This is a genomic window from Rubrivivax albus (assembly GCF_004016515.1).
In the GTDB taxonomy this organism is placed as follows: domain Bacteria; phylum Pseudomonadota; class Gammaproteobacteria; order Burkholderiales; family Burkholderiaceae_C; genus Rubrivivax; species Rubrivivax albus.
The window spans coordinates 289,052-309,328 of record NZ_SACT01000005.1 but is presented as its reverse complement, the minus strand read 5'-3'; the positions used below and the strand labels follow the sequence as shown (position 1 = coordinate 309,328).

General features: G+C 68.6%; 25 protein-coding genes. 5 read left to right on the top strand and 20 right to left on the bottom strand.

All coding sequences use genetic code 11. From position 1 onward, the window contains the following. Positions 1–48 precede the first annotated feature (48 nt). From ENE75_RS25405 to ENE75_RS16510, 12 genes are all read right to left on the bottom strand, one after another. Positions 49–279: a GDCCVxC domain-containing (seleno)protein gene (locus ENE75_RS25405; protein ID WP_128199418.1), complete on the bottom strand. Its 231-nt coding sequence runs from the start codon at positions 277–279 to the stop codon at positions 49–51. Further along, complete coding sequence (gene merP / locus ENE75_RS16560) at positions 276–554, bottom strand: mercury resistance system periplasmic binding protein MerP (protein WP_128199417.1); 279 nt, start codon at positions 552–554, stop codon at positions 276–278. Before merP ends, ENE75_RS25405 begins: the two co-directional genes overlap by 4 nt. Positions 555–565: 11 nt before the next feature. Continuing rightward, positions 566–913 (bottom strand): mercuric transporter MerT family protein, encoded by a 348-nt coding sequence (locus tag ENE75_RS16555; protein ID WP_128199416.1) that lies wholly within the window; start codon positions 911–913, stop codon positions 566–568. Positions 914–1,228: 315 nt separating this feature from the next. Next, positions 1,229–1,675, bottom strand: coding sequence for a c-type cytochrome (locus tag ENE75_RS16550; RefSeq protein ID WP_199232328.1), 447 nt, complete (start codon positions 1,673–1,675; stop codon positions 1,229–1,231). After that, entirely contained in the window at positions 1,672–2,013 is a 342-nt protein-coding gene (locus tag ENE75_RS16545) for a hypothetical protein (RefSeq protein ID WP_128199415.1), read from the bottom strand. The genes ENE75_RS16550 and ENE75_RS16545 overlap by 4 nt, the downstream gene beginning before the upstream one ends. Next, positions 2,010–2,597, bottom strand: coding sequence for a zinc dependent phospholipase C family protein (locus tag ENE75_RS16540; RefSeq protein ID WP_128199414.1), 588 nt, complete (start codon positions 2,595–2,597; stop codon positions 2,010–2,012). Before ENE75_RS16540 ends, ENE75_RS16545 begins: the two co-directional genes overlap by 4 nt. A 14-nt stretch (positions 2,598–2,611) precedes the next feature. Then, on the bottom strand, positions 2,612–5,092 hold the full coding sequence (locus ENE75_RS16535; protein ID WP_375138496.1) for a copper-transporting P-type ATPase: 2,481 nt from the start codon (positions 5,090–5,092) through the stop codon (positions 2,612–2,614). A gap of 10 nt (positions 5,093–5,102) precedes the next feature. Next, positions 5,103–5,402 carry a DUF2933 domain-containing protein gene (locus ENE75_RS25110; RefSeq protein WP_199232327.1) on the bottom strand — a complete coding sequence of 100 codons (300 nt, stop codon included), beginning with the start codon at positions 5,400–5,402 and terminating at the stop codon, positions 5,103–5,105. 74 nt (positions 5,403–5,476) lie between these two features. Continuing rightward, positions 5,477–5,722 carry an SHOCT domain-containing protein gene (locus ENE75_RS16525; protein ID WP_233259130.1) on the bottom strand — a complete coding sequence of 82 codons (246 nt, stop codon included), beginning with the start codon at positions 5,720–5,722 and terminating at the stop codon, positions 5,477–5,479. Between the two features lie 11 nt (positions 5,723–5,733). Then, positions 5,734–6,141 carry a DUF302 domain-containing protein gene (locus tag ENE75_RS16520; RefSeq protein ID WP_128199413.1) on the bottom strand — a complete coding sequence of 136 codons (408 nt, stop codon included), beginning with the start codon at positions 6,139–6,141 and terminating at the stop codon, positions 5,734–5,736. 10 nt (positions 6,142–6,151) lie between these two features. Beyond that, positions 6,152–6,679 (bottom strand): hypothetical protein, encoded by a 528-nt coding sequence (locus tag ENE75_RS16515; protein WP_233259129.1) that lies wholly within the window; start codon positions 6,677–6,679, stop codon positions 6,152–6,154. A 193-nt stretch (positions 6,680–6,872) separates the two neighbouring features. Next, a complete protein-coding gene (locus tag ENE75_RS16510) occupies positions 6,873–7,265 on the bottom strand; it encodes a hypothetical protein (protein WP_128199412.1) in 393 nt (130 codons plus the stop codon). Positions 7,266–7,411: 146 nt separating this feature from the next. Between ENE75_RS16510 and ENE75_RS16505 the strand changes: the two genes are divergently transcribed. Continuing rightward, on the top strand, positions 7,412–7,882 hold the full coding sequence (locus tag ENE75_RS16505) for a MerR family transcriptional regulator (RefSeq protein ID WP_128199411.1): 471 nt from the start codon (positions 7,412–7,414) through the stop codon (positions 7,880–7,882). A 13-nt stretch (positions 7,883–7,895) separates the two neighbouring features. Here ENE75_RS16505 and ENE75_RS16500 read toward each other — a convergent pair whose 3' ends face one another. Continuing rightward, the gene (locus tag ENE75_RS16500; protein WP_128199410.1) at positions 7,896–8,474 is read right to left on the bottom strand and encodes a DUF4148 domain-containing protein; all 579 of its coding nucleotides are present in this window, start codon (positions 8,472–8,474) and stop codon (positions 7,896–7,898) included. A gap of 393 nt (positions 8,475–8,867) precedes the next feature. Between ENE75_RS16500 and ENE75_RS16495 the strand changes: the two genes are divergently transcribed. Both ENE75_RS16495 and ENE75_RS24890 read left to right on the top strand, forming a co-directional pair. Further along, a complete protein-coding gene (locus ENE75_RS16495; protein ID WP_128199409.1) occupies positions 8,868–9,911 on the top strand; it encodes a porin in 1,044 nt (347 codons plus the stop codon). Positions 9,912–10,413: 502 nt separating this feature from the next. Next, positions 10,414–10,557 carry a hypothetical protein gene (locus ENE75_RS24890; protein ID WP_158288978.1) on the top strand — a complete coding sequence of 48 codons (144 nt, stop codon included), beginning with the start codon at positions 10,414–10,416 and terminating at the stop codon, positions 10,555–10,557. 610 nt (positions 10,558–11,167) lie between these two features. Here the strand turns inward: ENE75_RS24890 and ENE75_RS16490 are convergent. Next, positions 11,168–11,353 (bottom strand): hypothetical protein, encoded by a 186-nt coding sequence (locus ENE75_RS16490; RefSeq protein WP_128199408.1) that lies wholly within the window; start codon positions 11,351–11,353, stop codon positions 11,168–11,170. A 122-nt stretch (positions 11,354–11,475) separates the two neighbouring features. On the opposite strand from ENE75_RS16490, the gene ENE75_RS16485 reads away from it, so the two are divergent. Together ENE75_RS16485 and ENE75_RS16480 are read left to right on the top strand one after the other, a co-directional pair. Next, positions 11,476–13,023 carry an SEL1-like repeat protein gene (locus ENE75_RS16485; RefSeq protein ID WP_128199407.1) on the top strand — a complete coding sequence of 516 codons (1,548 nt, stop codon included), beginning with the start codon at positions 11,476–11,478 and terminating at the stop codon, positions 13,021–13,023. Next, on the top strand, positions 13,020–13,856 hold the full coding sequence (locus ENE75_RS16480; protein WP_128199406.1) for a response regulator transcription factor: 837 nt from the start codon (positions 13,020–13,022) through the stop codon (positions 13,854–13,856). The genes ENE75_RS16485 and ENE75_RS16480 overlap by 4 nt, the downstream gene beginning before the upstream one ends. On the opposite strand, the gene ENE75_RS16475 is transcribed toward ENE75_RS16480, so the two are convergent. The 6 genes from ENE75_RS16475 to ENE75_RS16450 are packed head-to-tail and all read right to left on the bottom strand — an operon-like array spanning position 13,824 to position 20,214. Further along, entirely contained in the window at positions 13,824–14,591 is a 768-nt protein-coding gene (locus ENE75_RS16475) for a DUF4198 domain-containing protein (RefSeq protein ID WP_158288977.1), read from the bottom strand. The genes ENE75_RS16480 and ENE75_RS16475 overlap by 33 nt on opposite strands. Positions 14,592–14,640: 49 nt before the next feature. Then, complete coding sequence (locus ENE75_RS16470) at positions 14,641–16,041, bottom strand: heavy metal sensor histidine kinase (RefSeq protein ID WP_128199404.1); 1,401 nt, start codon at positions 16,039–16,041, stop codon at positions 14,641–14,643. Then, entirely contained in the window at positions 16,038–16,721 is a 684-nt protein-coding gene (locus ENE75_RS16465; protein ID WP_128199403.1) for a heavy metal response regulator transcription factor, read from the bottom strand. The genes ENE75_RS16470 and ENE75_RS16465 overlap by 4 nt, the downstream gene beginning before the upstream one ends. A gap of 44 nt (positions 16,722–16,765) precedes the next feature. Further along, positions 16,766–17,299, bottom strand: a complete 534-nt coding sequence (locus ENE75_RS16460; RefSeq protein WP_128199402.1) for a cupredoxin domain-containing protein — start codon at positions 17,297–17,299, stop codon at positions 16,766–16,768. A 51-nt stretch (positions 17,300–17,350) separates the two neighbouring features. After that, positions 17,351–18,334 carry a copper resistance protein B gene (locus tag ENE75_RS16455; RefSeq protein WP_128199401.1) on the bottom strand — a complete coding sequence of 328 codons (984 nt, stop codon included), beginning with the start codon at positions 18,332–18,334 and terminating at the stop codon, positions 17,351–17,353. Positions 18,335–18,342: 8 nt separating this feature from the next. Further along, positions 18,343–20,214, bottom strand: coding sequence for a copper resistance system multicopper oxidase (locus ENE75_RS16450; RefSeq protein ID WP_128199400.1), 1,872 nt, complete (start codon positions 20,212–20,214; stop codon positions 18,343–18,345). Positions 20,215–20,277 lie beyond the last annotated feature (63 nt).

Sequence of the window (20,277 nt, the reverse complement as noted above, 5' to 3'; positions counted from 1 at the left end):
GCGCGCCTGGCCACACGCAGGTGCTACGTCTACGGGCGAGACCCGCTGTCATCGCCCGCAGTCGCCACACCGTTGGCCTTGCTGGACCGGAGGACACTTGACCGAGCCGTACGAGCAGAACACGCAGCAGTCGCCGGGCTTGGGCCTCAGCACGGCGTGGCATCGCCCGCACTCGTAGAAGAACTGGCAGGCGTCGGTCGGCATGGGCTCGCGCTTGGCGTGGCCACACGAGGGGCAGGTCAGCACCGACTCCAACTCGGGAACAGCGGTCCCGCTCACTGGTGAACCGTCGAGGGGAAACCGGCGTCCGTCGTGGCCTTGACGAGCGCCATGGCCGTGGTCTTGTCGGCATCGAAGATCACGGTGGCCGTCTTCTTGTCGTAGTCGACGTGGACCCGGCTGACGCCCGGCACTTTCTCCAGGGACTTCTTGACCGTGATCGGGCAGAGCGCGCAAGTCATGTTCTGGACGTCGAGCACCGCGGTCTGTGGTGGGGCAGCCCATGCGGCCCACGGCATCAGTGCGACGAGCGCGGTGGCAACGAGCTTGCGCATGGAGAAATCCTTCACAGGACGTAGGGCGCCAGCCAGGGCACCGACAGGAGCGCGAGGATCGCCAGCGCGACGACCCAGAAGATCAGCCGCTGCCGCTTGAGGACGTTCGGCTCGGCACACGCAGCGCCAGGCTCGCAGACCTGCGGCTGCAGGTACAGGCGCCAGAACGCCAGGCCGAGGAACAGCAGCGTCACGGCGATGAACCACGGCCTGAGCGGCTCCGGCGCGGTCAGGTTGGCGATCCAGGCGCCGCTGATGCCCATCATCAGCAGCACCAGTGGCCCGACGCAGCACACCGACGCACCGATGGCCGCCAGCGCGCCGACGACCAATGACCCCCTGCCTCTGAACACAGCCATCTGCTCGATAGACCTCTTCGATGTCGGGCAGTCCAAAGTCCGTGCCAATGGTATGGGGTCAATAGATCTGGATGGCAAGCGAGCTGACGATAGCCCTGCACCGCCAGATGTAGTTTGACGCCGGAGTGACGCGAGCGCATGCGCCGAAGGAGGATTGCTCCGCGGTGTGACTACCCTGTCCTATGGTGGCCTGAAGATCCGGGCAAGCGGCGGGCGAGCCGTCAGCCACCGGCAATGTCAGGCCGCCGAGGGATACCAGCGTCGACCCACAGGCCTGGAAGCCGCTTGAGAAGGCGACGAAGCCCGTCGACAAGGCTACATCCGGTGCGGCTTGAACCGGATGCCGTTGGCCTGCTGCAGCTCGCGCACGTAGCGCACGATCTGCACCAGCTGCTCGTCGCTGACCTGGGGCTGCGGCGGCATGTCGCCGAAGCGCCAGTGGTGCTGCTGCACCCCGTTGCGCGCGGCGCGCAGGAAGGCCTCGTCGGCGTGATGGCCCGGGTTGTAGATGTCGTGCATCAGCGGCGGCCCCTTGTCGGAACCGGTGCCAAAACGCCCATGGCACGACGCGCAATTGGCGTCGAAGGCCTTCTCGCCCGCGGCCGCCTGCGCCGACAGGCCGGGTACCGAAATGCCCAGCGCCGAGGGCGGCAGGTCGCGGATGCGCTGGCCCCAGCTGGGCCACGCAGCGGCCATCGCCAGCAAGGCCAGAGCGAGTCTTGCGGTGGACGAGCGGTGGCTCGTGGCAGCGGTGTGCGTCATGGACAGTCTTCGAGTTGACTCGAAGAAGGAGAGGCCGACGTCCGCGCCGTGAAGCGCGCGCGCGATGCCTCGGTCGCGAAGAAGTACACCGTTCCGCGATGGAACCAGGGCAGCGCGGTGGTCATGTCCAGCGGCACGCCCGACACCGGCTCGACGCCCGGCGTGGGGGCGGGAGGTGTCGATCGCGGATGCCCGCCGGGCGAGCCTGCACGGCGTGGGCGCGCACGATCATCGTCATGGCCACCACCGTTGCGTCTGCGCAGCCACGCGGCAAGCCAGATGCCGAAGACGGCGAACGACAGCGCGAAGATCGTCCAGTTCAACGCGGTCGGGCTCATGTCGAGTTCCCCGTCGGATCGATGGGTGGACGCAAAGCGCCGGATCGGGACCGTCTGCGCGCGCTCACGAGCAGCGCGATGCCTGCCGTCGCCAGCGCCAGGTAGTTCAGCGCCATGAACCACGGCGTGATCCAGGCAATGCCGTCGAAGCCGCGCTGCGTGAAGGGGTAGAGCACCGGCGAGGCGTAGTAGTCCGCCGAATGCGTGAAGACGTCGATCACGATGTGCGACCACCAGCCCAGCAGCGGCAGCCACAGCGCGCGCCGCCAGGCCCAGCGCAGCAGCGTCACGCCCGCCGCGATCACGGCGCTGTGGGCGATGCAATGGATGGTGTGCGACCAGGCTGTCACCCAAACGGGCATGACCGGTTCCTGGCCCGGCATCGCGATGGCGAAGGCCTGCACTGCGGCCCAGGTGCCGCCGCCGACCGCCCACCACGCGAGCACCGGCAGCATCTGGATCACGTCGGGCAGCGCTGCGAGGGCCATCGTGGCCGCCACGGTCCTGCGTGTGACGTCCCGTCGCCGGCGCGCCAGCCAGGCGGTGCCGAGCCCGGCCCAGAGCGTGTGCGCGAGGATGTCCATCGGCGCGCCCCGCCTCAGACCCGCGCCGTGCGCAGCCGCAGCGCGTTCAGCACCACCGACAGCGATGACGCACTCATCGCGAAGGCGGCGAAGATCGGTCCGATCAGCAGGCCGATGAAAGGGTAGAGCACGCCGGCGGCCACCGGCACGCCGGCCGCGTTGTAGATCAGCGCGAAGAACAGGTTCTGGCGGATGTTGCGCATCGTCGCGGTGGCCAGGCGCCGCGCACGCACGATGCCGGTCAGGTCACCCTTGACGAGCGTGAAGCCGGCGCTCTCGATCGCGACGTCGGCGCCGGTGCCCATCGCGATGCCGACATCGGCCTGCGCCAGCGCCGGTGCGTCGTTGACGCCGTCGCCGGCCATCGCCACCTTGCGGCCCTGGGACTGCAGCTCCTGGATGATGCGCGCCTTGTCGGCCGGCAGCACGTCGGCGCGGATCTCGTCGATGCCCAGGCGCGCGGCGACGGCCTTGGCCGTGCGCTCGTTGTCGCCGGTGGCCATCACGACGCGGAAGCCCAGTTCGTGCAGCGACTTGATGGCCTCGGGCGTGCTGGCCTTGACCGGGTCGGCCACCGCCACCAGGCCGGCCACCGTGCCGTCGAGCATCACGAACATGACCGTCTGGCCTTCGTCGCGTGCGGCGTCGGCCTTCGCAGACAGCCCGGCGCCGTCCAGGCCGAGATCCTTGACGAGCTTGAGGTTGCCCAGCGCGACGGCCTTGCCGTCGACACGGCCCTTGACGCCCTTGCCGGTGACGGCCTCGAAGTCCTGCGCCTCGGCCAGCTTGACGCCACGTTCCTCGGCGCCACGCACGATGGCTTCCGCCAGCGGGTGCTCCGAACCCTTCTCCAGCGTTGCGGCCAGGCGCAGCACCTCGGCCTCGTCGTGCCCGGGCTCGGGCATCACGGCCACCAGCTTCGGCTTGCCCTCGGTGAGCGTGCCGGTCTTGTCGACGATCAGCGTGTCGACCTTCTCGAAGCGTTCAAGGGCCTCGGCGTTCTTGATCAGCACGCCCATCTGCGCGCCACGGCCGGTGGCGGTCATGATCGACATCGGCGTCGCCAGGCCCAGCGCGCAGGGGCAGGCGATGATCAGCACCGCCACCGCCGACACCAGCGCGTAGGCCAGCGCCGGCGCCGGGCCCCAGATCGCCCAGGCGATGAACGAGGCCACCGCGATGCCGATCACGGCCGGCACGAAGCGCCCGGCCACCATGTCGGCCCACTTCTGGATCGGCGCGCGGCTCTTCTGCGCGCTGGCCACCATGTCGACGATCTGCGCCAGCAGGGTATCGGCACCGACGCGCGTGGCTTCCATCACCAGGCTGCCCGTGCCGTTGATCGTGGCGCCGGTGAGCTTGTCGCCGGCCACCTTCTCGACCGGCACCGGCTCGCCGGTGATCATGCTCTCGTCGATCGAGGAGCGGCCGTCGACGACCGTGCCGTCCACCGGCACCTTGTCGCCCGGGCGCACGCGCAACCGGTCACCGACCTGCACCTGCTCGAGCGGGATCTCTTCTTCCGTGCCGTCGGGCCGGATCACGCGCGCGGTCTTGGCCGCGAGGTCGAGCAGGGCGCGGATCGCCTTGCCGGTGCCTTCGCGGGCGCGCAGTTCCATCACTTGGCCCAGCAACACCAGCGTCACGATGACGGCTGCCGCCTCGAAATAGACGCCGACGACGCCGGTGGTCGGATCACGGAAGCCGGCCGGGAAGATGCCCGGCGCGACCAGCGCCACCACCGAGTAGACGAAGGCCGCCGCCACCCCCATGCCGATCAGGCTGAACATGTTCAGGTTCCAGGTGCGGAACGAGGTCCAGCCGCGATCGAAGAACGGCCAGCCGGACCACAGGATGACCGGCGTGGCGAGCGCGAGCTCGATCCACATCGAGGCGTGCTCGCCGAAGAAGTCGCGCACGGCGGTGATGCCCAGGAACGGCGCCATCGTCAGTACCAGCAGCGGCACCGTCAGCGCGGTGGCCGCCCACAGGCGGCGCGTGAAGTCGACCAGCTCCGGGTTCGGGCCTTCGTCGCCCGCGACCGAGCCCGCTTCGAGCTGCAGCCCCATGCCGCACAGCGGGCAGGCCCCGGGCCCGGTCTGGCGCACCTCGGGGTGCATCGGGCAGGTGTAGACGCCGCCGCGCCAGTCGGCCGGCACCTGGTCGTAGGCGCCGGCCTTGGCAGCCTTCGCAGGCATGGACGCCGCCGGTGCGTGGTGCTCGTGTCCCGCGTGGCCAGGGTGCCCATGAGCTGCGTGGTCATGGTGCGCATGACCTGCGTGGTCATGGTGCGCATGGCCGGCATGTCCATGACCGGCGTGGGCGTCGGCCGAGGCCTGATCCTTCGGCACGAGGAACATGCCGCACTTCGGACACTTGCCAGGGGCATCCTGCTCGACCTCCGGGTGCATCGGGCAGGTGTAGATCGTCACGGCATCGGTCGCGCCATTTCCGGTGGAGCGCTTGTCGTGGTCACGGTGGCGTTGTTGGGGCATGTCCATGGTTTCAAACCTTGTCGTTGTCGTTGCGAGGTCCGGAGCCCTGGCCCCCGTGCCCGCCGTGCCCGCCATGGCCCCCATGGCCGTGGAACAGGTGCATCAGCGGGCAGGCCAGCAGCAGCAGGTAGATCCAGTTGCCGGCAACGTGATTCCAGTGCTCGCGCAGCAGGTAGAAGCCGCCCACCAGCGCCACCATCAGCAGCGCGGTCTTCAGCGGCCTGCCCAGCAGCGCAGAGGGCCTGGTCGTGTCCTGCGGCCTTGAAGCCGGGCCCTGCAGGTGATCGTGCGTGTGGTCGTGGGTGCTCATGGTGTCCTCCTTTCGTGATGCGGCGTCGACGTCGAGCGCACGAGGTCAGCTTCGACCCTGACCCCGTGTCAAGGTCAAGGGCCTGCCGTGCGGTCGCGTTCCAGCAGTGCCTTGCGCTTCTCGTACTCCTCGGGCGTGCACTCGCCGCTGGCCAGGCGTCGCCGGAGCAGTTCGAGCGGCGTCTCTCGCGCTGCCGTTCCGCCGCGTGCATCGCCGGGTCGGCCCCAGAGCGCCCAGGCGAAGCCAACGACGATCGCGACCCAGAAGATCCACCACAGGAAGTGCATGCCGCCCATGAACCATCCACCGTCGTAGAACATGTGCATCTCCTTCAGCCCCGCGCCGGCGCCGCGATCGCGTCACGCACGCGCTGCAGCCGCGTGCGCACCTCTTGGGCCACCGTGGCCACCTCGCCGTCGTCGGTGAGCTGCAGCACCGCCACCGGGTCCATGAAGGCGGCGACGAGGCGACCGTCGGCCTCCTCGCGCACGACCACGTTGCAGGGCAGCAGCAGGCCGATGTCGGGCTCGGCGCTCAGCACGCGGTGCGCCAGCGGCGGGTTGCAGGCGCCGAGGATGCGGTAGGGCCGGCCATCGACGCCGAGCTTGGCCTTCATCGTCGCCTGGACGTCGATCTCGGTCAGCACGCCGAAGCCCTCGGCCTTGAGCGCGTCGGTGACGTGCGCCACGGCAGCGCCGAAGTCGCGGCCGGGCAGATCGCAGTGGAATCCGTAGCTCATGCGCCGCCCCTCACTTCCTGGCCGGGGCTGGCGCCATGCGGTCCATCATCATCTGCATCATGGACTGCATCATGTCCATGCGCTGCTCCATCATCTGCTGGCGCGACGCCATGTCGCCGGGCTGGGCGGGCGCGGCACCGGGGCGGTTGCCACCCATCATCGCGCCGCCACCCATGCCCATGCCGCCGCCCATGCGGCCCATCATGGTCATGCCGTCCTGCATGAGCTTCATCTGCTCGGCCATCAGCGCGTTGCGCTCCTCCGGCGTCTTGGCCGCGAGCATCTTGTCGTGCATCGCCTGCATGGCCTTCATCTGCTCGGCGTAGCCAGCCGGCGCCGCGGCCGAACCGGAGGGCGCTGCGATGGTGTTGCCCATGCCCATGCCTTGAGCGGCCTGCGGCGCCTGGGCCACGCGCTGTTCGGCCGCTGCGGCCGGGTGATGGGCGTCGTGCTCGTCGTTGCCGGCGGCGAAGGCCGGGGCGGCCAGCAAGGCCAGCGTGGTCGTGGTGAGGATCGAGATCGTGCGAACGGATGTCATATCAAGCTCCTGCGAATTGCGAGTGGATCGTGAAGGGCGAGGACCGCTGACCGGCCTCAGTCTGATGGCCGTACCTGGGTACGGAGTCAAGCGGCCGAACGACGGATGGCGCCGGCCGGGTGCTCATGGCGACGGGACGTGCGAACGCGTGCGCACGCCGCCCTTAGTCCGGGCCGGGCGCGAGGATGAGGCGCTAGAGCGCCAGGCGGGAAAGCCGGGTGCGCGGCGGAACCGCGTCAGGAAGCGGCGCCGTGGCGACGACGGGGACGTCGGCCACGCGCGCGGCGACTGGGGCCCAGGCCGCTGCCAGCAGCAGCGGAGGCCCGTCGGTGAGATCGACCGCCCCTGGTGCGCCGTCAGGCTGCACACAGGACTGCGACGCTGCGTCGCAGAGGTCCAGGCAGACCAGGTCGCCGGCATCCCCATCGTCAGCGTGCGATGGCACGGCGCCACCATGCCCGGCCGTCACGGTGCTGAAGGCGTGATCACCCTCGACCGCATCGGCGTGAGCATGGGTCTGCTGGTTCTGCAGGACACAGGCGTTGGCCCATGACGCGCCGATGGCAAACAGCCAGAACAGCAGCATCGCGGTGGCGATGCGGCGCAGGGTTCTGGGTCGGCGGATCGGTGTCATGGTGGGCACAGGGAGTGACTCCGATCGTAGGCGCGGGTTCCGCAGGGCATTTGACGCAAGTCAACACTACGGCGTATCCGACTACGGACCATGACGCCATGAACCATGACGCCGTGCCGCCTCGAAGGGGACGCCAGCCACGTCGAACCGACACGGGTGCGCCCCCGCTCACGATCGGGCAACTGGCCCGGATGTCGGACGTCGGGGTCGAGACCATCCGCTACTACCAGCGCCGTGGTTTCTTGCCCGTGCCGCCGTCGAGTGGGGCGGTGCGCCTCTATCCGACCGCGCTGGTACAGCGCATCCGTTTCATCAAGAAGGCGCAGTCGGTTGGGTTCACGCTGGAGGAGATCGGCACGCTGCTCGACCTCGCCGACGGCCGCAACCGGCGCCGGGTACAGGCGGTGACCGCCGCAAGGCTGGCGCAGATCAACGGCAAACTGGCCGATCTGGCGCGGATGCAGGCGGCACTGGCCCACCTCCTTCACCAGTGCCTGACCACGGGCGAGGTCCACCCTTGCCCGATCATCGACGCGCTCACGGATGCGGACGAGGCGCCGCGGCCGTGAGGCCCACCAGGGATCAGCAGTTGCGGCCTGCAGCCGCGGCCATGTGACCGCTGCGGCTCAATCCACCGACGATGCGGTGGCAGGCTTGGCCACTCGGGTGCGCCATGCGCAGCGTGCTCGATTCTGGCGCGCGGGTGCCGACGAACACCGCGCCGGCCTCGCCGCCGACATTCATCCACCCGTCGCTGCCGACTGGATTGCGCTTGGCCTGCAGCATTTCACTCACCACCTCGGCACGTGACCTGCCGCTGGCGCCGGTTCCGACGTAGACCGCGCCAGCCTCGCCGCCCACATCGCGCCAGCCGTCGGCGGCGACCGGGTTCGCGCGCCAAGCGGCCAGTTCCTGCTGCACCTGGGCGCGGGTCTTGACCGTTGGCATGGGGTGGGACTTGAAGCCTGCCTCGCCACCGACGAACGTGGTGCCGGTGGTGGCGAAGGCGGACGTGGTGGTCGCGGCGGCAAGCAGCGCGATGGCGATCAGGTTGAAACGGGTCTTCATGACGAACTCCTTGCTGAGTGGCGGGGCGACATCTCGTCCCCCATGTGTCGCGGTGTCTCGGTGCACCGTGCGGCCAATGTAGAAACCGCTCACCCACAGAAAGATGGCCCGTTCATGACATCTGCGTCATCTCACGATCAAGGCGCCAAAGAGGCTTGATCGTGCTTCTCTGACAGACGCAATCTCATCTGGTCACCTCGATGGGCCGCAAGCAGTCGCAGGACCGCGCCCAGCACAAGAGGTCGGCGAACAGAACTGGCCACCCATGTCGGGCTGCTGCGACAGGTTGCGTTCGAACGCAGGGGGGAGCCTTGGCGCAACCCCAGCACTCCTGAACGAGCTTCTCGCCAGTAGCGCTTGCGCCACCTAGTCTGCATCCAGCGCCTTCTCCTGACAGAGGTTGCCGGATGCCGCCGACGGAGGGCGGAGTCGGAGGCCCATCGAAGCAGAAAGGTGTTCCCTTGTCACTTATCGGAGATTCAACACATGAAGAAGACACTGCTCGCACTGGCCGCATCGACGGCGCTGGCCACACTATCCACGGGCGCCCTGGCGCAATCATCGGTCACGATGTTCGGCATCATGGACGTCGCCGTGGGCCAGGTGAAGAACGGGAGCGCCGGCTCCGTGAAGCGCGTGGCTTCTGGATCCGCATCCACGAGCCGTTGGGGCCTGCGCGGCGTCGAAGATCTCGGGGGCGGCCTTAAGGCTGGCTTCCATCTGGAGGCCGGGATTGGCGTGGACACCGGCACCGCCGATGCCAAGTTCTGGCAGCGCCGCTCCACCGTCAGCCTGTTGGGAGGTTTTGGCGAGGTGCGCCTCGGACGGGACTACACGCCAACCGCCTACAACACCTTCGCCGACGAGTTCGGCGTCGTCGGCGTGGGCTCGCGCGGCATCTTCAGCTACGGCGGCGGCTCCAACCTCGGGAGCACGGCCACGACAGTTCTGCGCGCCGACAATACGGTGGGCTATTTCCTGCCTGCCATGGGGGGCGTCTACGGGCACTTCCAGGTCGCCGCCGGCGAAGGCGTCGTTGGCAACAAGTACATCGGCGGGCGGCTGGGCTACAAGGGCGGGCCGGTCGACATTGCCGTGGCTTATGGCAAGACGGAGACGGGCGCTGCCACGCCCGACTTCAAGAACTACAACATCCAGTTCAACTACATGCTGGGCGACGTGACGCTGCACACGCTCTACGACGTGAAACAGTGGAGCCCGCGCGAGACAAAGGATCTGTCGATCGGTGCGACGATCCCGATGGGGGCCGGCGCCGTGAAACTGGGCTACACGCGTGCTGACCGTTCCGGTGGCGCCGTCGGTTCCGGCTTCGGCGACGCGGACGACAGCACGCGACTGGGTATCGGCTACGTGCACAACCTGTCGAAGCGGACTTCGATGTACACGACCTACGGCCGGGTCACCAACAAGGGGGCTGCTCGCAGTTCGGTGCTGTATTCCGCACCCGCCGGCATGCTCGGCGGCGAAACATCGTCGGGCCTGGAGCTCGGCGTCCGTCATGTGTTCTGACAGACCCTGATCGGGTCGGGCGCAGATCCAGTGCTTCCAGCTGGCCCGCCCCGACCCCCCGACGTCGATCGCATTGCAGGCGCGGGCCCGCGAGTGCCCGCGCCTGCTCTCGTCCTCCACGCCTTCAGGTCCGTCGACATTGCGCCGATGACAACCCTTTCGTCGAGCGGCAACGTTGTTGTCGGGCGGCGACTTCTTCAGTGCGTGCACGGTGCACATTGGCACCGAAACGGGCGGACTACTCAGTGGACTCCCTAGCACCAAGGCGTCCACCACGAAGACCCGTATCCATCTCGTACGGCTGCTCGCGCTCGCCGGTGCCGTCGCGCTGCCTGCCGCAGCCACATCCGGTTTCACGCAGCTTCGCGGCGCTTCCGGGTTCAGCACCCATGCCATGCCGGCAGCGAAGGCGCGTTTCGGCGCACTCCAGGAGAATGCAGCGTAGCGGCGCAATCCGGTCACTGCGGACGGTTGGCGCGAAGTCGGCGGTGCAGCCGGCAGTGTGTTCGTCGGCACTGACAGCGCCGACAAGACGCGCGCAGCGGGCTTCGAAGAGATGATGCAGGGCCGGCGCGATACGGTCTCAGCGAGCGGCTGGCTCAATGGCGGCAGCGAGGTTGGTGCGGTCGAGTTGCACGGCCAGTAGTCTGCGGGAGTGGTCAGGGGCCGCAACCCGCCATCTCGCGCGACCAGCCACGCCCGAAACGTCGGGTGGGTGGGCCATAAGCGGCATCATCAGCCAGGCTGCGCCCCGTCGGGCCTTGCCGCCATCGCCCATCAGCACCTCGGTGATCGGGCAACGATGAACTCCTCCGCTGGCGATGCTGTGGGCCAGCAGTTCGTCCAGCGTTCACTGCATGCGCGGTAGATCGCTCAGCTTGGCGCGAGTCAGTTCGAACCGCGCGGGCGACACCGCGCACTCGGCACGACGAATGCGACCGTCGGCGGTGTCCACCAGCGTCGCAATCTGATTCGGGGCGTAGCCCAATCCCGGTGCCCGCTTGATGAACCCAATGCGATCGACTCGACCTGCGGCGAAGTGTCTACTTCCCTCCGTCGAGGCGGGTACAGGCAGCAGTTCCCGGCCCTGGTAGTGCCGGGTGATTTTCGTGCCGACACCTCAGCGACGACCTCTCGAGCCGAGTGTCCACGATGCAGCCGCTGTGGTTCGAGACGTTACCTGGAATGCGCTGGAATCAGATTGGACGACCGAGCCCGCAGAGGCGAGAACAAGGCGCCAGATCAGGGCGCCAGTGCTAGCGGTGGCCTCCCAAACCTGTGCGCATCGCGTGGTCCGCGACCGACACGACGTCGGTGCTGACGTGCGGCAGGTGCGCGACCGGGCGGCTTCGACAAGGCAGCACCACGAATGGGTCGACAGCCCTCAGATGCGCCTTGACGGCGATCTCGATCGAGATGACGAACTCGTCATTTGCGAGCAAGGGTTCCGTTGGTATCAGGTCAATACCTTGCCGGGGGACAAGAACGTGAGGCCATCGCGAACTTCGACCGCTGAGAGTTTGGACGGTTCGTTGCGGTCGCGCATCACCAAAGGACTGACCGCATGCGCAAGAAAGACATCCAGCTGCTTGCTGCAGCAAGGCAGGGGGACATCGCGGCCCGTTGCGAAGTCGGCCGCAGATACCTGACGGGCACCGACGGATTCCCCTTGCATCTGGCACAAGGACTCGAACATCTCGAGCGCCCGGCCTTGGCGGATTCGCCGCTGGCTGCATCGATCGTCGCCGAGCACTTGCCATTGCACGAGATCGTGCGCTTGGGACACGTGACAACTCTGAAGCGGGCGGCGGCCGTCGGCAGCGTGCCAGCTTGGATCAAGCTCGGGGTCTGGAGCTGGCTGACCGATACCTGCTCCGCGCCGGCGATATCTTGGCTCACGAAAGCCGACGAGTTGGGCGATCCACTGGCGCGGCTCCTTCTCCGGGCTGCAGATCGCGGACCCCGGGCCGGTTTCGGCGTCTTCTTGGCATGTCTCCGGGGAAACACCGCCTTCGATCTCGAGGCCTTGCTGCAGCAGGCCATCGGTTTGGCGCTGGAGAACGGGCAGGGTCCGCTGGTCGGGCAGCTGCTGGGCGCTGCAGCGCAACTGCCGCTGCCGGCCACCTCACCGCTGTTGGCAACTATGTGCGATGCACTGTGGCGGGCGCAAGCGCTCGCTGGATTCGACCTGACCAGCGGTCCAACCGACATCGAGCGCGTTCTCGACACCTGCGCCCACCGCGGCAATCCCCGCGCTGCATTACTTCTGGGACGCGCACTATGCGGCCTGGAGGTCGTTGCCGATCGGCCTTCGTCGCTGACCGAACACGCCAACATGCGCAAGGGGGCTGCGCTCTTGCTGCGCGCGGCCGATGCAGGCTACGGGGAGGCCTGGATGCTGTTGTATCGAGTGCACTCCGACTCCAGCGCTTCAGTCGCGAATCCTCAGATGGCTCGGTTCTGCCTGGAGAAATCGGCGGCCATCGGCGATCCGACGGCCCAACGCCTTCTGGGGGCCCTCCTGCTGCGCTCGGCTTCGACGATTGAAGACACCGAAAGGGCCATTCACTGGCTGCACGAGGCCGCGGGCGAGGGTGACGGGCATGCACGCAGCATCCTGTGCTCGCTGGTTCTGCCAGTGTCAGGACCCGAATCGTTGGCCGAGGAGGTGATCGACGCCATCCATCGGGACGATCCGTGGCTGGCGTGGAGGCTTCGAGTCGCGCGCGAATTCGGCCTGACGCGTCTGGAGGCGCTGAGCGCCGACATTGCTTCGGGCGTGCGCGGATGGGGACTGCTGGTCGGACCGAATCCGTTTGTAGTTCAGCCGAAGCTGGCTGCGCCGCGGGCGATCCCGGCGTTGACGGTCCGTGCGTTGTCGCGACTTCATGAGGCTGCGCACGTGTTGCGCCAGACGCGACCGATCGGTGGCGCGTTCGAGGGCGATCTGCGACAACGGTCGGTGCGACTGCGGCGAAGGCTCGCACACCATGCGGGCGCCGACGACCTCTTCTTTGCACAGGGCAGCGCGAGCACGCTGGATCGCCTGCGGGGCGGCGCGAAGTGGGCTTTTCACGAACGCGACACGCTACGACAAGCGCTGGCGGCATGACGCTCCCCCGTTCTCCTGTCGATGGCATCGTGGACGACGAGGCGCAGCGCATCTTGATCGTCGACGCCGACACGCGTTCGGCCTCGGGACTTGCTCGACGTCTGGAGGCGAGGGGATTTCAAGTGGACATCGAAGGCGACGTTCATCGTGCCGAACAACGGCTGGCTGGGCGGGGGGCTGCCCTTGTGCTGCTCAACCTGACCCCAATCGGTCGTGACGGCGTTCGAGCCCTTGAACGACTGAAGCGCCGGTTCACGGTGCCGGTGTTGGCGATGACGGGCACGTGCGCGCTCGACGAACGGCTGGCAGCCCTTCGAGCTGGTGCCGACGATTGCGTGGCCGGGTCGGTCGCCTGTGAAGAACTGGTCGCGCGCATGCGAGTCGTCCTTCGCCGTGGGCTTGCCGCCGGAACGGTGACAGGCGATCGTGTCGTGTTGGATGATCTGGTCGTCGACACGACAAGGCGAACGGCTTCGCGAGGCGGTGTACGTCTGCATCTGAGTGCGCTCGAGTTCAAGCTGCTGGCCGCCCTGATGCGCAATCCGGGATACGTCCTGTCGCGCGCGGACCTCGTCGACGCCGTCTGGGGCGACGTGGACGACGTGGATCCTCGCGTGGTCGAAGTCGCAATCTGCCGTCTCAGGGCCAAGGTCGACCGGCCCTACACCAGAAAGCTCGTGAGAACGCTGCGAGGTGCCGGATACCTGCTTGATGCGACGCACGGAAACTCGGTCGGGGACCGAGTGTCCTGCGAACGCGCAGGACCGGTCCGGTCCATTGCTGCGGGCCTCAGGCGCTCGTCAACGATCCAGCACGAAGGTGGAGAGGTCTAGCAGAAACCGCCCGGACCCGGCCGGCGGCTGCAGACGGGCCGCAAACAGCATCGACGGGCCGCGCGGGGCCTCACCCAGATCCACCTTGCCCTTCTCGTCGGTGGCGAGATGCGCGCGATGGCCTTGCCGGTCCACCAGGTCCACGGGGTGGTTCACCAGCGGCAGGCCATCGGCCAGCAGGATGTAGGTCGCGCTGACACCGGCGGCCGCGACGAATTCCAGTGCAACACCCGTCGGGCGCTCGGCTGCAGACCGGTCGCGGCAGTCGGCCACGCATACCGTGGCCTTGGCAAAGCGGCGCGACACCACCTGCCATGTGCGGGGCCTCGGCAGAGCCTCGACCGCGGCAGCGGCCGCAGGTGCGACGCGGTACTCGCCCAGAATCAGCGGAATGCGGTCCTCGGCATAGTCGACGTCGCGCGGCTTGATGGCCGCGGTGGCCACCAGGATGCCGGCCTGGGCGCCGCGCACCTCCAGCTGCAGCCCCTTGTCGACAGGCCCGGTGATGCGCAGCTGCGGCTGGCCAGGTCCGAAGGCCGCCAGGCGCTCGGTCCGATCGGCGGGCACGACGATCTCCGGTGTGGGGAAGCTCGACGCGACCGTGGCCTGCAGCGTGATCGGCTGCGTGCCATCGACACGGAACGCCGACGGCAGCAGGAGGAAGTCGTGGGCGCTCGCGGTTCCGGCACCCATGGCCAGGGCCAGCAGGATCAGACGATGTGGACGCTCGAACAACGATCTCTCCCAGGTGGTTGAAGGTGGTGCGCGTATCGGTGCGCTCGGGTCACCGGCGCGTGCCGACCGCCGCGGCGCTTGCGACGTGTTCGCTGGTCGGCAACTCGATGCCGAACGCATTGTGGCCGTCGCGTGACCTGGCAAATGCGGTGCCGCCATGCATGCGCGCGATGGCCGCGACGATGGCCAGACCCAGGCCGTGATGCGCAGCATCGGCGCGCTCGCGCGCCGGGTCATCGCGATAGAAGCGCGTGAACAGCCTGGGGAGGCAGGCTTCGTCGATCGGCGCGCCCCGATTGACGACGGACAGCCGCACGCGGTCCGTCGTCGGCTCGATGCAGACGCGAACCGTCGTCCCCGGCAGCGCATGACGCGATGCGTTGCCCAGCAGGTTGGCGACGGCGCGCTGCAGCAGGGCCACGTCGAAGTCGCCGCGTGCATCGCCCTCGACCACGAGCGCGACCTGCCGTTCGTCCAGGCCAGGTTCGTGGAACTGCACGATGTCGGAGAGCGCCGCCGCGAGGCTGGGCACAGGCGTTCGTCGCGCACGGGCGCCGCGGTCTGCGCGCGACAGGAACAGCATGTCCTTGACGACGAAGGCGAGCCGGCGCAGGTCCTCGAGGTTGCCCGCGATCACGTCGCGCAGCTCGTCCAGGCTCCGGCTGCGGCGCAGCGCCACTTCGCTGCTGCCGATCAGCGTCGTCAGCGGCGTGCGCAACTCGTGCGCGACGTCGGCGTTGAAGCTCTCCAGCTGGCGGTAGGCCTCTTCGGTGCGCGCCAGCAGCGCGTTGAAGTGCTGGATCAGCGGCACCAGTTCTGCCGGTTGCCCCCTGTCAGGCAGGCGCGCACCGGGCTGGGAGGGCGTCATCTCGTCGAGTGCCGCGGACAGCGCGCGGATCGGCCGCAGCCCTCGGCGAACGAGCGCATAGCCGGTGAGGCTCGACAGCATCGCCGCGGCGACCGAGGCCGCGATGACGATCCAGGCCACCCGCTGCAGCAGGGCGATGTCGGCTCCGATGTCCAGCCCGAGCACGACGTCGACCGGCTGACCGCCGGCGCCCGGCCAGCGGTCGCGCCACGCGATGGTCCGCACGGGACGTGCATTGGACGATGCTGCCGCGGCGGTGATGGAGTCGAACAACAGATCACCCGCCACCGTTCGCACGGAAAGCGACATCGCCTCGTGTCCGGCCAGGAAGGCGGCGAGGTGCTGTTGCAGGTCGTGGGCCGCGCCGGCCGGCGCGGGCCGCGCGAGCTCCTGGCGGACGATCGCACTCTTGACCTGCAGCAGGTCTGCCTGGCGCGCCTCCAGCGTCCATGCGTTGACGGCCACGACAGCGGCCGCCACTGCGAGGGCGCCCACCAGCCCCTGCAGCCCCAGCCAAAGCGAGAGCGTCCCCCCGAGCGAAGGTGACGGCGGGGCCCTTGGCCGGGGTGCAGCGGCGCTCACTCCGTTCGCTCCTCCAGCACGTAGCCCATGCCGCGCACGGTGTGCAGCAGCCGCCGCTGGAACGGGTCGTCGAGCTTGATCCGCAGGCGCCTCACGGCGACGTCTACGACATTGGTGTCGCTGTCGAAGTTGATGTCCCACACCTGCTCGGCCAGTTCCGTGCGCGACAGCACCTCGCCGCGGCGGCGCAGGAAAAGGACCAGCAGATTGAACTCCTTGGCCGTCAGTGGCAGGGTCCGACCGCTGCGCGTGGCGCGCCTGCGCGGCAGGTCGAGCTCCAGGTCGGCCATGCGCAGGACGGTCGGCTCGATGTCGCGCCGCTTGGTCCCGCGGCGCAGCAGGGCCTGGACCCGGGCCAGCAACTCCCCGAAGGAGAAGGGCTTGCCGAGGTAGTCGTCGGCGCCCGCCGTCAGGCCGCGGATCCGGTCCTCGACAGCGTCGCGCGCGGTCAACATCAGGACCGGCACCGACCGCTGCGCACGCAGGTCCGCCAGGACCTCGAAGCCATCCTTGCCGGGGAGCATCACGTCCAGCACGACGAGGTCGTACGTGCCTTCGCTGGCCAGGTGGGCGCCATCGACGCCGTTGTCGGCGACGTCGACGGTGTACCCGCTCTCGGTGAGGCCCTTCCGCAGGTAGGCGCCCAGGCGGCGCTCGTCCTCGACGACCAGGATGCGCACGGCAGCGCGTTCTCAGGCCCGTGACCGGCGACGGCGATGGGCGGTCAGTTGACGGCGATCTTGCCGACCATGCCGGCTTCCTTGTGGCCGGGCACCAGGCAGGCGAAGGCGAAGGTGCCGGCCTTGTCGAAGGTCCAGACGATGCCGCCGCGCTTGCCGGGTTCCAGGTTGATCTGGTTCGGCTCGGCGTGCTTCATGCCGGGCATCTTCTTCATCATCTCGGCGTGCTCGTCGAGCTCGGCCTGGCTGCCGATGACCATCTCGTGCGGGACCTTGCCCTTGTTGACGACGAAGAAGCGGATCGTCTCGCCGGCCTTGACGCTGATCTCCGACGGCGTGAAGCGCATGTTGTCGTCCATCTCCACCGGCACCGTGCGGGTCACCTGGGCCGGGTCGCCGGGCTTGCCGGCGGCCGAGTCGTGGCCGCCCATGGCGCCGCCGCCGTGCATGCCCTGCATGCCCTTGTGCATGTCGGCCATGTCCTTGCCATGGCCGCCGCCATGTTCACCGGCGGCCAGCGCCACCAGCGGCGCGGCCAGGGTGGCGGTCAGCAGGCGTTTGATCGTGCGTGTCTTCATGTTCGTGTCCTGGTCGATGGGGTTGGGTGGGGTGAGGGGGGTCGAAACGTGTCAGAACCAAAAGCGAACGCCGGCCACGACGCGGGTGTCGCGCGTGGGGCGGCCGTCGGCCCGTGCGATGTCGGCGGTCTCGCCGAAGCGGCCGGCCCATTCGACGCCCACGTAGGGCGCGAACTGGCGCGTGAACTCGTAGCGCAGGCGCAGGCCGGCGCTGACGCTGGACAGGCCCTTGCCGATCTCGTTGGCCGGGTCGCTCTTGCCGTAGGCGGCCAGTTCCACGCTCGGCTGCAGGATCAGCTTCTGGGTCAGCAGGAGCTCGTACTCGGCGCTCAGACGCAGCGCGGTCCGGCCACCGTCACCGACGTAGGCGGTGGCGTCGACCTCGAACCAGTAGGGCGCCAGGCCCTCGATGCCGAACGCCAGCCAGTTGCGTGCCGGGCCGGGGCCGGTGTCGTGGCGCAGGCCGAGCTGGCCGTCCCAGTAGCCGGCGATCGCGCGGCTCCAGAGCGCTTCGGTGCGGGACTCCTCGAGCTTCCCGCCGGCGATCTCGCCCTCGGCCTTGATGACCAGGCGGTTGTAGTCGCGCCCGTAGCGGGCCATCAGGTCGTAGGCGCCGGTCGTCTGGCCATCGCTGCGCTGCGCCTCGAACTTGTCGGCCAGGAAGAAGCCCGTGCTCTGCTCGTCGCCCAGGCGCAGCAGCCGTTCCTTCGAGATCAGGTAGGGCCCGGTGGTGAGGGTGTGGCCGCCGGCGTAGGCATGCGGGTCGCGCGCATCGGGCGGCGCCGAGCCGCCCTGCATCTGCATGTCCCCATGGTCCATGGCCGCCATCGGCGCAGGCGGCTTGGGCTTGGCGGCGTTGTCCGCGCTCGCCGATGCGGCGGGCGGCGCGCTGCTGCCGTGACCGGCGTGACCCGCCGATTGCGCCAGCACGGGTCCGGCGGTCAGCGCCGCGGTCAGCGCGGCGATCTTCAGTGTCGTGGGAAGGGTCAAGGTTCGTCCTGGTGTTCGTTGGGAGCCGGTGAGGGGGCGGTACATGGCCTGGTTCACGAGATGACCACCTCGCGGAACATACCCTCGTGCATGTGCAGCATCAGGTGGCAGTGCCAGGCCCAGCGGCCCATCGCGTCGGCGGTGACGAGGAAGCTCACGCGCTGCGCCGGTTGCACCGGGATCGTGTGCCGGCGGGCCTGGAAGGCACCATCCGGCGTCTCCAGCTCGCTCCACACGCCGTGCAGGTGCATCGGGTGGGTCATCATCGTGTCGTTGTGCAGGATGATCCGCACGCGCTCGCCGTAGCTCATGCTCACCGGCGTCGACGAACCGAAGGCCAGCCCGTCGATGGACCAGGTGTAGCGCTCCATGTTGCCGGTGAGGTGCAGTTCGATCTCGCGCTCGGCGCCGCGCGGGTCCAGCGGCCCGCCGACGGTGTGCAGGTCCGCCAGCGTCAGCACGCGCCGGCCGTTGTCGCGCAGGCCGATGCCCGGGTCGTCGAGGTTGGTACGCGCCATGTCCACGCGCATGTCGACACTGGGGCCGTACTCGGTGCGCGCGTGGCGCGCGGTGGTGCTCGGGCGCGCCAGCGGGTTGGCCGGTGCGGCGCCGTGCCCCATGGCGGCATGGTCCATGCCGGACATCTTCGAGTGGTCCATCCCGGCCATGCCACCGTGGTTCATGCCCGACATGCCTGGCATCTTCGAGTGATCCATGCCGGCCATGCCGCCATGGTTCATCCCGGACATCGCGCCGTGGCCCATGCCAGCCATGGCACCGTGGTCCATGGATCCCATCATGTCGCCCATGGTCAGCCAGGTCACCGGATCCGGCTGGGGCACGGGGGCCTGCAGACCGTCGCGCACGGCCAGCGTGCCGCGCGCATAGCCGGTGCGCTCCATCGACTGCGCGAAGATCGTGTACGCCTCGTCCTTCGGCTGCACGATCACGTCGTAGGTCTCGCCGGGACCGAAGCGGAACTCGTCCACCGTCACCGGCTCGACGTCGACGCCGTCGGCCTGCACGACGCTGAGCTTCAGGCCCGGGATGCGCACGTCGTAGAAGGTGTTGGCCGCGCCGTTGATGAAGCGCAGCCGCACGCGCTCGCCGGGCTTGAAAAGGCCGGTCCAGTTGCCAGCCGGCGTGGTGCCGTTGGTCAGGTAGGTGAGCGTGCGTGCCGACAGGTCGCCCAGGTCGGTCGGGCTCATGCGCATCTGGTTCCACATGCGGCGCTTGTCGAGCGCGGCACCCAGGCCGTTGGCCGAGACGTCGCGGAAGAAATCCATCGCCGTCGGCTCGTTGAGGTTGTAGTAGTCGCCCTGGGCCTTGAGCTTGTGCAGCACGCCCAGCGGCTCGTCGGTCCAGTCCGACAGCAGCACGACGTGGTCACGCTGCGCCCGCGCCGCGCCACCGTCGCGCGGGTCGATGACGATCGCGCCGTACATGCCGGTCTGCTCCTGCATGCCGGAGTGCGAGTGGTACCAGTAGGTGCCGCTCTGCTCGACCTTGAAGCGGTAGGTGAAGGTCGCCCCCGGCGGGATGCCGGCGAAGCTGATGCCGGGCACGCCGTCCATCTGGTAGGGCAGGATGATCCCGTGCCAGTGGATCGAAGTCGCCTCGCGCAGGCGGTTGGTGACGCGGATCGTGACCTCGTCGCCCTCGCGCCAGCGCAAGGTCGGCGCCGGGATCGAGCCGTTGATGGCGGTGGCCAGGCGCGGAGTGCCAGTGAAATTCACCGGCAGTTCGGCGATTTCCAGATTGAATTCGGTGCCGGACAGCACGGGGGTGGCACGGCGCGCGGCGGCGTCGGCGGCGGCACGGGCCGGCGTCAGCAGCGGCGACAGCCCGGCCAGCACGCCGCCGGCGGCCAGACCCTGGACGAAACGGCGGCGCGGCAGTGCAGCGAGGGACGATCGAGTGGTCATGCGGTTCTTCTGCGGGTGGTCATCAACGGGCCGGAGTCTGCAAATCCGCAACGAACGAAGCCA